We start from the raw sequence: 13,951 nt of genomic DNA, 5'->3' as shown, positions 1-13,951 counted from the left end.
GGGCACGGACGTACCTGCTGACCACGGCTGTGTCCATGGCTCTGCTGACGGGCTGTGGCGGGGGTGGTGACGACGACCCCAAGGCGGCGGGCGGTACCCCCACCGGGGCCGCGAAGCCGGCCGAGAAGGGCCCGGCGTATCAGGGCGCCGCGCTCCCCGGATACGGCGCCCGGGCCGCCTGGAGCCTCGACACCGACGGCACCGCGCCCGGCGTCCTCGACCTCGGCGGGGTCCTGCTGTTCGCCCGGGACGCGAGCGGCGCCTATCTCACCGACGCCTCGGTGGACGGCGAGCCCGCCGACGTCAACACCGTGCTGTACGCCTCCGACGAGCCGGAGAAGCTGACGCTGGAGTTCCGTGACGCCAGGACGGGCGCGGTGCGCGGGACGCTCGCCGTGACCGCCGAGTCGGTCGAGGGCGTCACCTGGAAGGACGGCGTACCGGCGGTCGCCGTCGGCACGTCCGCCACGAAGGAGTCCGACGGCCTGACCCAGGAGGAGACGACCACCTCGGCGACGTTCTACTCCACCGCCGGCGCGAAGCTGGGCGAGACGTCCGGCTACGCCTTCGGGCACGTGGTCGGCGGTTACGTGGTCTCGGCCGAGGACGGCGTCGTGCGCCTGGCCCCGATCGGCGCCGGTGCCGTCCGGACGGTCCCCTGCAACGGCGACGACGACGCCGAGTGCGACTTCGACCCGGAGACGGGTGTCGCGAGCGGCGACCAGACCTACGCCCCGGTGGTGGCGGACGGCTACTACCCGGGCTTCGAGGCCGCCGGGAAGTACGACTACGACCCCTCCGACGTCACGCTCAACGACCTCGCCACCGGCAAGCGGGTCTGGTCGTCGGCCGACGCGGAGGTCCCGAAGGGCGTCGCCCTGGACGACGAGGGCCGGCCGGAGGACCGTACGATCCGGATCGTCCGCGTCAGCGACGGCAAGGCTCTCGTCGCCTGGAAGAAGAGCGTCGGCCTGAGCCCCACCACCCAGGTCTACGCCTGGTACGACCTGGCGAGCGGCGCCCTCACCGCCTCCTACGAGGGCCCCGAGTACGTCGTCTGGTCCGCCGACGGCGAGCTGGCGGCCGAGGACAAGGGCGAGTTCGAGACCGGCTTCGAGGGCACGAGCGTGTGGAAGACCGCCGACGGCACCCGGCTGTGGGCCCAGGAGGACGGCGAGACCGCGCTGGACCCGGTCCGCTTCTCCGGCAACGGCGAGGTGCTGTACGGCGAGACCTTCGACGGGGTGAGCACGCACAAGACGCTCGCCGTGGACACCCAGACCCGGAAGGTGCTGGCGAAGGATTTGCCGGAGGGAAGCATTCCGGCGGTGGACGCGGCGAGCGGGTACGGGTATCTGGCCACGGAGGACGGGTTCTTCGCGTTCGCGCCGGCGTAGTGGAGGGGCCGGAGCCGGAGAGGCTGGAGCCCGTCCCCCAGGGGCCTCACACCACCCGCGTGAACTCCACCGTCACCTCCGGCGGTCCGCCGGGTACGCCTCGGTAGATGCCCTTGTGCGGGGTGACGTCGTCGTAGTCCCGGCCCCGTCCCACGACCACGTGGGACTCGTCGGCGCGCGTCCGGTTCGTCGGGTCGTAGCCGCACCAGTCGCCCGCCCAGTACTCGACCCAGGCGTGGCTCTGCCCCGCGACCGGCCGGTGCAGCTCCGCCTCCCGCTCGGGGTGGAGGTAGCCGGAGACGTACCGGGTCGGCAGGCCCAGGCCCCGCAGCAGGGCGATGGTGAGGTGGGCGATGTCCTGGCAGACGCCCGCGCCCTGCTCCCAGGCCTCGGTGGCCGAGGTGTTCACCCCGGTGGCGCCGGGGAGATAGGCGACCCGGTCGGCGACCAGGGCGGAGACCGCGGCGGCCGTCGCGTGCGGGTCCAGGCCGGCGGCCGCCTTGCGCGCCTTCTTGAGGAGCTTCGCGGGGACGGTCGTACGGGCGGTCGGGCCCGCGAACTCCAACAGGCGTGAACTCGTCGTACGTTCCGCCAGTTCCGTCCAGTCCGGTGGCTCGGGCAGCGGCTCCGGCGGGGCCGTCTCGACCAGGCTGGAGGCGGTGATGGTGAGGTCGGCGTGCGGGTCGAGGAGGTCGAAACCGGTGACCTGGGTGCCCCAGTAGTCCCAGTACGACCAGGTCGCGGTCGCCGGGCTGACGGTCACCCGGGCGTCCAGGGTGGTCTGGCCGGGCAGGGTCAGCGGGGTCATGCGGACCTCGTTGTGGGAGGAGGCCGCGGGCTGGGCGTACGACACCCGCGTGACGTGCTTGATACGGAGACGACGGGCCACGTCAGGCTCCTTCCTGGGCCCAGATCACGGGCCCCTGGTAGGGGAAGAACCGCTCCGCCACCGCCTCCGCCGAGGCCATGCAGGCCTGCTGCAAGTCCCCGAGCAGAGCCGGAAGTTGATCGGTCAGGGCGGGCGAGTCGAGGTATTCGAGGCGGGTGCGCAGTCGGCCGATGGGGCGGCGCGCGGGGTCCTGGCGGGGGCGGCCGAGCGCGCTGAGGCATTCCTCCGCCGTGGTCAGCGCGTGCAGCGCCGAGCGCGGGAAATCCCGGTCCAGGAGCAGGAATTCGGCCACCCGCGCACTGTCGCCGAAACCGCTGTGCACGCGCGCGTACGCCTCGTCGGCGCCGGACGCGCTCAGCAGCGTCGTCCAGTCCGGCGCGTGCGCGGCGTCCAACACCCGTACCGAAAGCAGCCGTACGGTCATGTCCACCCGCTCCAGGCTCCGTCCGAGCACCACGAAACGCCAGCTGTCGTCCCGGCTCATGGTGGAGTCGGCGAGCCCGAAGAACAGCGCGGCACGGGCCCGTACGAGCTCCAGATAGGCGTAGGGGCCGGTACGGCGGGCCGCGCGGCGCTGGTCGGCGAGGGCGTGCCAGGTGGAGTTGAGGCACTCCCACATCTCGGAGGAGACGGCCTCTCGGGCGCTGCGCGCGTTGAGCCGGGCAGCCCCGAGCGCGCCCTCGATGGAGCAGGTGGAGCGGGAGTCGAAGGCGAGCTGGTCGAGGACCTGTTGCATGTCGACGCGCTCGGGGCCCGCGTCGACGCCGAGGATCGCGTACAGCGACCGGCAGGCCGCGTCCTCGTCGCGCCAGGGGTCCTCCAGCGTGCGGTGGAGGTAGGCGTCGAGGATGCGCCCGGTGGCGTCCGCCCGCTCGACATAGCGGCCGGTCCAGGTCAGCGCCTCGGCTATCCGGGAGAGGATCACGTCGCTCACTGCTGCTGCGCCCCTTCCTCCACGAAGGCGGGGTTGCCGTCGGGACCGAGCTGGCGGGGTGCCACGGCGGGCAGGGTGTCCGGGGCCGGTGCCCCCGGCTCCTCGGCCGGTCCCTCGGCGAGCACCCAGGTGTCCTTGGAGCCGCCGCCCTGGCTGGAGTTGACGATGAGGTTGCCCTCCTGGAGGGCGACGCGGGTGAGGCCGCCGGGCAGGACCCAGACCTCGTTGCCGTCGTTGACGGCGAAGGGTCTGAGGTCGATGTGGCGCGGTGCCATCCGCTCACCGGCGAGGGTGGGCGAGGTGGACAGGGCGACGGGCCGCTGGGCGATGAAGCCGCGGGGGTCGGCGGCGACGGCCCGTCTGGTCCGCTCCAGCGTTCTGGCGTCGGCTTTCGGCCCGATGACGATGCCCTGGCCGCCGGCCCCGTCCACCGGCTTGATGACGAGCTGGTCGATCTGGTCGAGGACGGCGTCGAGCTGCCCGGGTTCGTCGGGCCGGAAGGACTCCACGTTGGGGAGGATCGGTTCCTCGGAGAGGTAGTAGCGGATGAGGTCGGGGACGTAGGTGTAGAGCAGCTTGTCGTCGGCGATGCCGTTGCCGACGGCGTTGGCGAGGGTGACGTTTCCGGCCGTCGCGGCGCTCATGATGCCCGGGCAGCCGATGACCGAGTCGGGCCGGAAGTGCAGCGGGTCGAGGAAGTCGTCGTCGAGCCGCCGGTATACGACATGGACCGGCATCTCGCCGCGCGTGGTCCGCATCCACACCCGGTTGGCCCGGCACACCAGGTCGTGCCCCTCGACGAGCTGTACGCCCATCAGCCGGGCCAGCAGCGCGTGTTCGAAGTAGGCGGCGTTGCTGGGTCCGGGGGTGAGGACGACGACCCGTGGGTCCTCGGTGCCGTCCGGCGCGGCTCTGCGCAGCGCGGCGAGCAGCTTCTGCGCGTAGCCGTCGACCGGGAGCACGTGCTGCTCGGCGAAGAGGGAGGGGAAGATCCGGGTCATGGCCCGCCGGTTCTCGATGACGTACGAGACGCCGCTGGGGACGCGGACGTTGTCCTCCAGGACCCGGAAGTCCCCGGCCTCGTCCCGTACGAGGTCGATGCCGGCGACGTGGATGCGGACGCCGCCCGGTGGTTCGACCCCGTGGGCGACGCGATGGAAGTGCGGGGAGTTGAGCAGCAGCCGCCAGGGCACGACCCCGTCCTCGAAGGCCCGGCAGTGCCCGTAGGCGTCGGCGAGATAGGCCTCCAGGGCCCGTACACGCTGTCCCACGCCGCGCTGGACGAGATCCCACTCCAGCGCGTCGAGGATCCTCGGTACGAGGTCCAGCGGCCACGGCCGCTCCTCGCCCGCGAAGGCGTAGGTCACGCCCCGGTCGGTGAACGCCCGGGCCATCTGGTCGGCCCGGAAGCGCAGTTCACTGGGCTCGATCGGCTGAAGTGCCGACAGGACCGGCTCATAGGCGGTCCTGACCTCACCCGGCCGCACAAACATCTCGTCCCACGCGTCGGCCAACGCGTACGCGTCAAATATGTCCGCCATGAGGGGACGTTAGATGCGCTGCGTAACGCGGTGATCACCGGTGGATTTCGGGCGGTTCACGCGGAGAAACGGATTCCGGTGGGTACGCGGCGGGTACGGAGGGGGACCATCAGCTTGTTGCAAGGCGGCGGGCGGAGGCACGACGATAGTGGGGTAAATCAGTGGTTTCCCTCGGTCACACCGGGCCGAGCCGTGTTGCGGAGCAGGTCTGCTCCGCGCATAGTTGCGGACCCGTAGGGGTGTGTCCGTGTCACGAGCGCGCGCATGCCGGGCACAAGAGGCTGGATGCGGGGGTGGGCTGGGCGATGGCCGGGCACGGGACGGAGGAGCATCCCCACGGTGCTGACCGACTGTGCGAGGCCGGGGATCGCGTGTATTCCCGGGCCGTACGGCGGGGCCGGGTACCGCGCGTGGACGCGGAGCCGGTGCCGTGCCTGCTGGAGCTGGCGCTTCTGCACCCCGACCCGGACGACATGGACTGGCTGGTCCCGACGTCCCCGCAGGAGGTCATGACCCGGCTCCTGCGCGGCGTCTACGACGAGGTGAGCGCGAGCCAGCGGCGGATGGGCTCGGCGGTGGCGGCGTTCGAGTGGTACGCGGGTCTTGGCCCGCAGTTGGGCGCGGGCGGCGCGGAGGGGACGGCGCTGCGGGTCCTGGACGGTCTGTCCCGCATCCAGGCGGCGATGGACGAGGCGACCCAGGCGTGCACCACGGAGGTGCTGACGGTCCAGCCGGGCGGCATCCGGCCCGAGCACGAACTGACGGAGGGTCTGCACCGGGCGCTGGCGCTACGCGGCCGGGGCGTCCGTATGCGCGACCTGTACACGCACGTGGCCCGCCACGGCCAGGGTCTGCTGAACTACCTGGAGCTGATGGGCGAGGCGGTGGAGGCCCGCACCCTGGACGAGGTCATCGACCGCCTCATCCTCTTCGACCGCACGGTGGCGTTCATCCCGGCCAACGCGGACCGCACCCTGGCGCTCGAACTGCGTCACCCGGCGCTGGTGGGCTTCCTGGCCACGGTCTTCGAGCGCCTGTGGCGCCTGGCGATCCCGTTGACCGCTCCCCTCCCCGACACCGGCATCGAGGGCATCTCGCACCGCGAGCAGTCCATCGCGACGCTGCTGGCGGAGGGCCATCAGGACGCGGTGATCGCGGAACGGCTGGGCATAAGCGTCCGCACCTGCCGGGCGCACATCGCGCGGCTGTCGGAGACCCTGGGCGCCGCCAGCCGCACCCAACTCGGCGTCCGTATCGCGCAGGTGGGCCTGGACAACTCGGCCCGTACCGTCGCCGGTCCCGCCGCCCTCACGATCCCTGATCAAGAATCCCGGACCGTCCGATGAGATACCCGAGCTGAGCCCGGCTCTCACTGCCGAGGGTCGCGGCGAGCTTGGCGATGTGCTCACGGGCGGTGCGGATGTTGAGGCCGAGGCGCTCGGCGATGACGGCGTCGGTGTGGCCCTCGATGAGGAGCGCGGCGATGGCGCGCTGGCGCGGGGTGACGCCGTTGAGGGTGGGCTGCTGGACCGCCCGGGGGTGCATGGGGGTGGCCAGGCGCCAGAGGCGGTCGAACGTGGTGGCGAAGTAGTCGACCATGGCGGGGACGCGGATCTCCAGGGCGAGCGTCCGGTCCGTGCTGGCCGGGATGAACGCGACGGTACGGTCCACGATGATGAGCCGGTCGGTGACCTCGTCGAGCGAACGGGCCTCGGCGTCCCCGCGCAGCCGCTCGTAGCGGGCGATGACGGCGGGGGAGTGGCGCAGGGTGTGCTGGTAGAGGGCCCGGATACGGCCACCGCGGTCGAGCAGCGCCTGGTCCCGGTCCAGGGCGGCGGCCAGCCGGGTCGCGGCCGTGTTGCCGTTGTAGGGCTGGATGGCGAGCAGCTCCACCGAGGCCTCGGCCATGGCGTCGGAGATGGCCTGGTTGATCTGGGCGAAGCCGGTGAGGATGCTGACCGCCGACGGATCGGTCGCGGTCCGGGGCCCGTCGATCCGCATCAGCGGTTCGAAGAGCTCCGCCAGCTGTTCCTCACGTCGGCGCTCGTCCGCGATCCGCTCCTCGGAGCTGCGCAGCAGCCGGTGGAGGGCGACGGCCGGGGCGACCGGCTCCAGCCGGTCCGGGTCCGTCGCGGCGGCGTGCAGCAGCCCGAACTCCAGCAGACAGGGGGCCCGCTCGGCGTCGGCGCCGCGTACGTACCCCTCGCGCAGCGCCTGCTCGTACACCTCGGTTCCGGCGGCGCACAGGGTTCCCGCGACGTGCGCCGGATGCGGCGCCGCACTCACTGCTCCGTCTCCTCCTGTTTGAGGATCCCGGACTCGGCGATGAGAAAGCCGAGCTGGGCGCGGCTGCCGCTGCCGAGGGCCGCCGCCAGCTTGGCGATGTGGGCCCGGCAGGTGCGGACGTTCATGCCGAGCCGGCGGGCGATGGCCTCGTCGACATGGCCGTCGATGAGCAGCTTGGCGATGGTGCGCTGCACTCCGGAGATGCCCTCGGGGGTCGCCTCGTACGGGACTTCCTCCATGAGTGGTGTCGCCCGCTGCCACAGCTGCTCGAAGACCTTGATGAGGTACTGGACCAGGCCGGGGTGGCGCAGTTCCAGGGCGACCTGCCGGTCGTCCTGGGCGGGGATGAACGCGACCGTCGAGTCGCAGATGATGAGCCGCTCGATGAGTTCTTCGAGGGTGCGTATCTCGACCTTGGCGCCGGCCATCTTGTCCATGTACGCGAAGGTGCTCTGGCTGTGCCGGACCGTGTGCTGGTACAGGGTGCGCATGGCGATGCCGCGCTCGATCAGCGGCTTGCTGCGCTTGAGCGCCTGGCTCAGGATGTGTTCCGGCCGACTGCCGCCCGGCTGGACCGTCAGGACCTCGGTGCGGGCCTCGGCTATCGCCACGTCGAGCGCGGAGTGGATGCGGTCGATACCCTCCAGGACCGTGATGGCATGAGTGGTCGCGGGCTTCTGGGCGCTGATCGCGAGGAACGGCTGGAAGGTGTCGGTGAGGTCGAGGGTGAGCCGCCGGCGGTCCTGGATCTCGCGCTCGAGCGGCTGGAGTTGCTGCGCGAGCACGACGGAGGGCGGCACGGGACGCAGCCAACCGGGATCGTCCGGGTCGGGATGGAGCAGCGCGAATTCGAGCAAGCAAGGCGCCGGTTCCACCTCCCCGCGGGAGATGCGTCCGGAGCTGAGTGCGCTTGCGTAGAGGCGCGATCCTTCGGGGCATAGGTCAGTGATGCCGTGAGGATGTGTCGGTTTTGTGCGGTTTATTGGCAAATCTCCACCCCCCAGGGTCCTGAACGTGCAGGAACATGATGCATCTCTTGTGTGGCATTGACGTGCCTGAATGAGCCATCGTCTTGTTTCGCGGGGGAGAGGAAGCCATCAAGTGAGGACGAAGCCGACCATGAATAAGAGAATGCTTCGCTCGGTGCTTGCCGGTGCCGTCGTTGCTCTGACGCTGGCCCTGGGTGCGGCCGGTCCTCTCGGCGACGTCGGCTGGAGTGCCGACAACAGCGCGGCGGCGAGTTCGCCGGGTGACGTCGGTTGGGACATCCGTGCCTCCTCCCCGGACGTCGGTTGGATCGTCGTGGCGAACGCCAACGGCGCGCAGGACGTGGGCTGGTAGGCGAAATCATGACCACGCCACCCGACGACCGCTCCTTCCGTCGTGAAATGGCCACGGCCTATCGCTCCGGATGGCACTTCATCGACCTGGTCACCGCGATCCCCCACTCCGGTGACTCGTTGATGGTGACCGTCTTCGGCGAGCCGGTCGTCGTCACCCGCGACGACGACGAGGACGTGCGGGCGTACCGGTGTCTGCGGCGGCCTCGGGGGGCGCCGCAGCCTGTGCGGTGTGCCATCCGGTACGGAATGATCTTTGTGAACCTCGACCAACGAGACCATCGGCTGGTGGATTCCGAAACCCCCACCCAACGGACCATCTCAGCCACCCCCCGCAGTGCCTGACGCGATTCCCCCGTCGTAACAGATCGCTCAGGTGCTTCCCCCCGCAGCGGCGTCACCGTGACCTGAACACGGTGACGCCGCTGTGTTTTCGGGGACATTTCCGGGTATCCGCCCTTTCCCGCACCCTCCGGCCGTGGCTGAAAATCATCAGTCACGGCAGAAACATGCGGCCGCTCAACCGCGCCCGAGTGCCCGCGTCAGCTCGATCTCGATCACCACGCGGGACGGATTCGGCGACGGCACCCGCTCATAGCGCTCCGCGTACCGCCGCTCAGCCTCCGCCACCCGCTCCGGCTCCGTGCGGACGTACGCCCGCCCCTCCAGCGTGGCCCACCGCCGCCCCGCCACCTGGCACACCGCGACCAGGGCGCCGTCCGTCCCCGCCGCCCGGACGTGCCCGGCCTTCGCACTCGCCTTGTTCGTGATCACCCGGGCCAGCCGGGCCTCCGGGTCGTAGGTCACTCCGACCGGCACCACATGCGGGCTGCCGTCCGGGCGCAGGGTCGTCAGGGTGCACAGGTGCCGCTCCCGCCAGAAGCTGAGATAGAGCGGGTCCGGTGCGCCGGGGTCCAGGGTGTACGTCGCCATGTCCCGGAACTTAACCCCGACAGGAGGGGAACCCGGTCCCCGACCCCCTCCCGGACCGCACCTTGAGTGGAATAGACTCAACTTTGTGTACGTTGACTGAGTCAGTCCAAGGAGAGTCACCAACACCCGGGTCATCGACATCGAGGAGGAGCACGAGAACGTGGACGCCGAGCTGACCAACCGGAGCCGGGACGCGATCAACGCGGCCGAGAAGCGCGCCGCCGCCGAGGGGCACGCCGACCTCACCCCCGCCCATCTGCTGCTCGCCCTGCTCCAGGGGCAGGACAACGAGAACATCGTCGATCTGCTGGCCGCCGTCGAGGCCGACCTCGCCGCCGTGCGCGCCGGAGCCGAGAAGATCCTCGCCGGTCTGCCCAGCGTGACCGGCTCCACCGTCGCGCCCCCGCAGCCCAACCGCGAGCTGCTCGCCGTCGTCAGCGACGCCGCCGCCCGCGCCAAGGACCTCGGCGACGAGTACCTCTCCACGGAGCACCTCCTCATCGGCACCGCCGCCAAGGGCGGCCAGGCCGGGGACGTACTCTCCTCCCAGGGGGCCGACGCCAGGAAGTTGCAGGACGCCTTCCAGAAGGCGAGGGGAGGGAGAAGGGTGACCACGCCCGATCCCGAGGGTTCCTACAAGGCCCTCGAGAAGTTCGGCACCGACTTCACGGCCGCCGCCCGCGAGGGGAAGCTCGACCCCGTCATCGGACGGGACCAGGAGATCCGCCGGGTGGTGCAGGTGCTGTCCCGCCGCACCAAGAACAACCCCGTCCTCATCGGCGAGCCCGGCGTCGGCAAGACCGCCGTCGTCGAGGGGCTCGCCCAGCGGATCGTGAAGGGGGACGTGCCCGAGTCGCTGAAGAACAAGCGCCTCGTCGCCCTCGACCTCGGCGCCATGGTCGCCGGCGCGAAGTACCGCGGCGAGTTCGAGGAGCGGCTCAAGACCGTCCTCGCCGAGATCAAGGACTCCGACGGCCAGATCATCACCTTCATCGACGAGCTGCACACCGTCGTGGGCGCCGGCGCCGGCGGTGACTCTGCCATGGACGCGGGCAACATGCTCAAGCCGATGCTCGCCCGCGGTGAGCTGCGCATGGTCGGCGCCACCACCCTCGACGAGTACCGCGAGCGGATCGAGAAGGACCCGGCGCTGGAACGCCGCTTCCAGCAGGTGCTGGTCGCCGAGCCGACCGTCGAGGACACCATCGCCATCCTGCGCGGACTCAAGGGGCGCTACGAGGCCCACCACAAGGTCCAGATCGCCGACAGCGCGCTGGTCGCCGCCGCGACCCTCTCCGACCGCTACATCACCTCCCGCTTCCTCCCCGACAAGGCCATCGACCTCGTCGACGAGTCCGCCTCCCGGCTCCGCATGGAGATCGACTCCTCCCCCGTCGAGATCGACGAACTCCAGCGCTCCGTCGACCGGTTGAAGATGGAGGAGCTGGCCCTGGAGAAGGAGACCGACCCGGCCTCCCGCGAACGCCTGGATAAGCTGCGCCGCGACCTCGCCGACAAGGAGGAGGAGCTGCGCGGGCTGACCGCCCGCTGGGAGAAGGAGAAGCAGTCCCTCAACCGCGTAGGCGAACTCAAGGAGAAGCTGGACGAGTTGCGCGGCCAGGCCGAACGCGCCCAGCGCGACGGCGACTTCGACACCGCCAGCAAGCTGCTGTACGGCGAGATCCCCACGCTGGAACGGGACTTGGCGGAAGCCTCGCAGGCCGAGGAGGAGGCCGCGAAGGACACCATGGTCAAGGAGGAGGTCGGCTCCGACGACATCGCCGACGTCGTCGCCGCCTGGACCGGCATCCCGGCCGGCCGTCTCCTGGAGGGCGAGACCCAGAAACTCCTGCGCATGGAGGAGGAGTTGGGCCGCCGCCTCATCGGCCAGGCGGAGGCGGTCCAGGCGGTCTCCGACGCCGTACGCCGCACCCGCGCCGGCATCGCCGACCCCGACCGCCCCACCGGCTCCTTCCTCTTCCTCGGCCCCACGGGCGTCGGCAAGACCGAACTGGCCAAGGCCCTGGCCGACTTCCTCTTCGACGACGAACGCGCCATGATCCGCATCGACATGTCGGAGTACGGCGAGAAGCACAGCGTCGCCCGCCTCGTGGGCGCGCCCCCCGGCTACGTCGGCTACGAGGAGGGCGGCCAGCTCACGGAGGCGGTCCGGCGCCGCCCCTACAGCGTGGTGCTGCTGGACGAGGTCGAGAAGGCCCACCCCGAGGTCTTCGACATCCTGCTCCAGGTCCTGGACGACGGACGCCTCACCGACGGCCAGGGCCGCACGGTCGACTTCCGCAACACGATCCTCGTCCTGACCTCCAACCTGGGCAGCCAGTTCCTGGTCGACCCGATCACCACCGAGCAGGAGAAGAAGGAACAGGTCCTGGAGGTGGTCCGCACCGCCTTCAAGCCGGAGTTCCTCAACCGCCTCGACGACCTGGTCGTCTTCTCGGCCCTGTCCAAGGACGAGCTGAGCCGTATCGCCCGTCTCCAGATCGACCGGCTGGCGGCCCGTCTGGCCGAACGCCGCCTCACCCTGGAGATCACCGACGAGGCCCTGACCTGGCTCGCCGACGAGGGCAACGACCCGGCCTACGGCGCCCGCCCCCTGCGCCGCCTGGTCCAGACCGCCATCGGCGACCGCCTCGCCAAGGAGATCCTGGCCGGCGAGATCAAGGACGGCGACACGGTCCGCGTCGACACCTTCGAAAACGGCCTGATCGTCGGCCCGACCACGGGCAAGACGCTCTGACCGGGGGTACCCGGACCCCCGGCGACCGGATCAAGTCAGCCCACGGCTGACAGGCCCCGCCGGGGGTTGCCACGCCCCTCCCCGCATGGGGGAGGATGGCGGAATCCGTACGAAGGGAAAAACACGGTGAGCATCGACCCGTCCTCGATTCCGAACTTCGGGGGCCAGCCCGAGCCGCAGCCCCAAGGACCGGCGGGCCCCGTCGTCCCGGATCAGGACCTCGTGAAGCAGCTCCTGGAGCAGATGGAGCTGAAGTACGTCGTTGACGAAGAGGGTGACCTCGCGGCGCCGTGGGAGCAGTTCCGTACGTATTTCATGTTCCGGGGTGAGGGGGACCAGCAGGTCTTCTCCGTCCGGACGTTCTACGACCGGCCCCACAAGATCGACGAGAAGCCGCAGCTGCTCGAGTCCATCGACGACTGGAACCGGCGCACCCTGTGGCCCAAGGTCTACACGCACACGCACGACGACGGCACCGTCCGCCTCATCGGTGAGGCGCAGATGCTGATCGGCACCGGTGTGAGCCTGGAGCACTTCGTGTCGTCGACGGTCAGCTGGGTGCGGGCCGCGATCGAGTTCGACAAGTGGCTCGTGGAGCAGCTGGGCCTGGAGCAGGAGATCAACGACGCCGAGCAGCCCGAGGGTGACGCCGACGGCGACGAGTAGGACCTGAAGATCCGCTACAGCGGCGTATCCGCCAGTACGACCAGATACGCCCCGTAGGCGAACGAGAGCCCGGCCAGGGCACCGGTCACCGCGACCGCGTGCCAGGGCCGGGCTCTCGCCGTGCGGACCAGGGCCCGGGCGAGCGGGAGCAGCAGCGGGAACGCGGGGAGCAGGAAGCGGGGCTTGGACTCGAAGAAGCCGGAGCCGCCGAGGGCGATGAGCAGGAGTACGGCGGTGTAGAGGGCGAGGGGGAGCGGGGGGCGGTCCAGGAGGAGCAGGGCGTACAGAAGGGCCGCCGCGGCGACGATCAGCAGGGTCATCGGGAAGACCAGCCGGTCGCCCTGGAGGACGACGTGGCGGGCGAAGCGCAGCGAGCCGCGGCCGAAGTCGAAGGTGGAGCCCCAGCCGCGCTGCACCGCGAAGTAGCCGCCGAGCAGGTCGCCCCTGCGGTGGCCGACCCAGAGGACGTAGGCCGGCCAGCCGAGCGGGGCGAGCGCCGCGCCCGTCCACAGGCTGTGGGTAACTTTTCCGCGCCGCCGGACGGTCTGGAAGATCTCGTACGCCGCCGTCGCCAGCACCGCCGCCGCCACCGCGAACCCGTTCGGCCGGGAGAGCCCGGCGAGCGCGGCCAGGGTGCCCGCCCACAGCCAGCGGCGGCTGAGCACGGCGTACAGCGACCAGGCGGCGAACGCGGTCAGCACGGGTTCCGTGTACGCCATCGACAGCACGACCGAATGCGGCAGCAGGGCCCACAGGAGTACGAGGGCGGTGCCCACCGCCCGGCCGTGCAGCCGGGCGCCGATCGCGTAGATGCCGCAGGCCGCCGCCGCGGCCGCCGTCCAGGAGACCAGCAGGCCCGCCGCGGCGCCGCCCAGCGGGCTGGCCTCGGTCACGGCGCGCACCAGCGCCGGGTAGAGCGGGAAGAAGGCGAGGTCGCTGTAGACGACGCCGGGGCGCAGGTGGAGGGTGTGGCCGTAGCCGTGCGCGGCGATGTCCAGATACCAGCGGGAGTCCCACGATCGGCCGAGCAGGGTGAGCGGATGGTGGCCGGTGGCCCAGGCGGTCGCGGCGAGCACGGCCAGACCGGTGAGCCGCGCGAGGGCGAACAGGCCGAGCGCCACCGCGAGGGGGTGGCGCGACCTGGTGCGTTCGGCGGTGCCGGGCTGTGTGACGGTGGGCGGCGCGAGCGTGCTGGCATGGGTCACAT

13 protein-coding genes are annotated in these 13,951 nt (G+C 70.9%); 6 read left to right on the top strand and 7 right to left on the bottom strand.

Features of this window, described 5'->3' with window-relative positions; genetic code table 11:
* The first annotated feature begins 35 nt into the window (after window positions 1–35).
* Window positions 36–1,397 (top strand): hypothetical protein, encoded by a 1,362-nt coding sequence (locus OG885_RS21500; RefSeq protein ID WP_405734040.1) that lies wholly within the window; start codon window positions 36–38, stop codon window positions 1,395–1,397.
* A gap of 46 nt (window positions 1,398–1,443) precedes the next feature.
* Here the strand turns inward: OG885_RS21500 and OG885_RS21495 are convergent, their stop codons facing one another.
* The 3 genes from OG885_RS21495 to OG885_RS21485 are packed head-to-tail and all read right to left on the bottom strand — an operon-like array spanning window position 1,444 to window position 4,761.
* The gene (locus tag OG885_RS21495; RefSeq protein WP_405734038.1) at window positions 1,444–2,286 is read right to left on the bottom strand and encodes a transglutaminase domain-containing protein; all 843 of its coding nucleotides are present in this window, start codon (window positions 2,284–2,286) and stop codon (window positions 1,444–1,446) included.
* 1 nt (window position 2,287) lies between these two features.
* Entirely contained in the window at window positions 2,288–3,220 is a 933-nt protein-coding gene (locus OG885_RS21490) for an alpha-E domain-containing protein (protein ID WP_399952626.1), read from the bottom strand.
* Complete coding sequence (locus OG885_RS21485; protein WP_405734036.1) at window positions 3,217–4,761, bottom strand: circularly permuted type 2 ATP-grasp protein; 1,545 nt, start codon at window positions 4,759–4,761, stop codon at window positions 3,217–3,219. The genes OG885_RS21490 and OG885_RS21485 overlap by 4 nt, the downstream gene beginning before the upstream one ends.
* Window positions 4,762–5,066: 305 nt before the next feature.
* Between OG885_RS21485 and OG885_RS21480 the strand changes: the two genes are divergently transcribed.
* On the top strand, window positions 5,067–6,107 hold the full coding sequence (locus tag OG885_RS21480; protein WP_405734034.1) for a LuxR C-terminal-related transcriptional regulator: 1,041 nt from the start codon (window positions 5,067–5,069) through the stop codon (window positions 6,105–6,107).
* On the opposite strand, the gene OG885_RS21475 is transcribed toward OG885_RS21480, so the two are convergent.
* Together OG885_RS21475 and OG885_RS21470 are read right to left on the bottom strand one after the other, a co-directional pair.
* Window positions 6,070–7,047, bottom strand: coding sequence for a helix-turn-helix transcriptional regulator (locus OG885_RS21475; protein WP_405734032.1), 978 nt, complete (start codon window positions 7,045–7,047; stop codon window positions 6,070–6,072). The genes OG885_RS21480 and OG885_RS21475 overlap by 38 nt on opposite strands.
* Window positions 7,044–8,051 (bottom strand): helix-turn-helix transcriptional regulator, encoded by a 1,008-nt coding sequence (locus OG885_RS21470; RefSeq protein ID WP_399953759.1) that lies wholly within the window; start codon window positions 8,049–8,051, stop codon window positions 7,044–7,046. Before OG885_RS21470 ends, OG885_RS21475 begins: the two co-directional genes overlap by 4 nt.
* A 115-nt stretch (window positions 8,052–8,166) precedes the next feature.
* Here OG885_RS21470 and OG885_RS21465 point away from each other — a divergent pair, with 115 nt between their 5' ends.
* Window positions 8,167–8,388 (top strand): hypothetical protein, encoded by a 222-nt coding sequence (locus OG885_RS21465; protein ID WP_405734030.1) that lies wholly within the window; start codon window positions 8,167–8,169, stop codon window positions 8,386–8,388.
* Between the two features lie 8 nt (window positions 8,389–8,396).
* Window positions 8,397–8,732: a hypothetical protein gene (locus OG885_RS21460; protein WP_329336666.1), complete on the top strand. Its 336-nt coding sequence runs from the start codon at window positions 8,397–8,399 to the stop codon at window positions 8,730–8,732.
* A gap of 174 nt (window positions 8,733–8,906) precedes the next feature.
* Here the strand turns inward: OG885_RS21460 and OG885_RS21455 are convergent, their stop codons facing one another.
* Entirely contained in the window at window positions 8,907–9,320 is a 414-nt protein-coding gene (locus OG885_RS21455) for a pyridoxamine 5'-phosphate oxidase family protein (protein WP_405734028.1), read from the bottom strand.
* 160 nt (window positions 9,321–9,480) lie between these two features.
* Here OG885_RS21455 and clpB point away from each other — a divergent pair, with 160 nt between their 5' ends.
* Entirely contained in the window at window positions 9,481–12,078 is a 2,598-nt protein-coding gene (gene clpB / locus OG885_RS21450) for an ATP-dependent chaperone ClpB (protein WP_405734026.1), read from the top strand.
* A 126-nt stretch (window positions 12,079–12,204) separates the two neighbouring features.
* A complete protein-coding gene (locus OG885_RS21445; RefSeq protein WP_399952610.1) occupies window positions 12,205–12,744 on the top strand; it encodes a YbjN domain-containing protein in 540 nt (179 codons plus the stop codon).
* A gap of 14 nt (window positions 12,745–12,758) precedes the next feature.
* On the opposite strand, the gene OG885_RS21440 is transcribed toward OG885_RS21445, so the two are convergent.
* Window positions 12,759–13,949, bottom strand: a complete 1,191-nt coding sequence (locus OG885_RS21440; RefSeq protein ID WP_405734024.1) for a hypothetical protein — start codon at window positions 13,947–13,949, stop codon at window positions 12,759–12,761.
* Between the last annotated feature and the right edge of the window lie 2 nt (window positions 13,950–13,951).

This window comes from Streptomyces sp. NBC_00028, assembly GCF_045041065.1.
In the GTDB taxonomy this organism is placed as follows: domain Bacteria; phylum Actinomycetota; class Actinomycetes; order Streptomycetales; family Streptomycetaceae; genus Streptomyces.
Note: the sequence above shows the minus strand (reverse complement) of the source record. Positions and strands in the feature narration are given on the sequence as shown.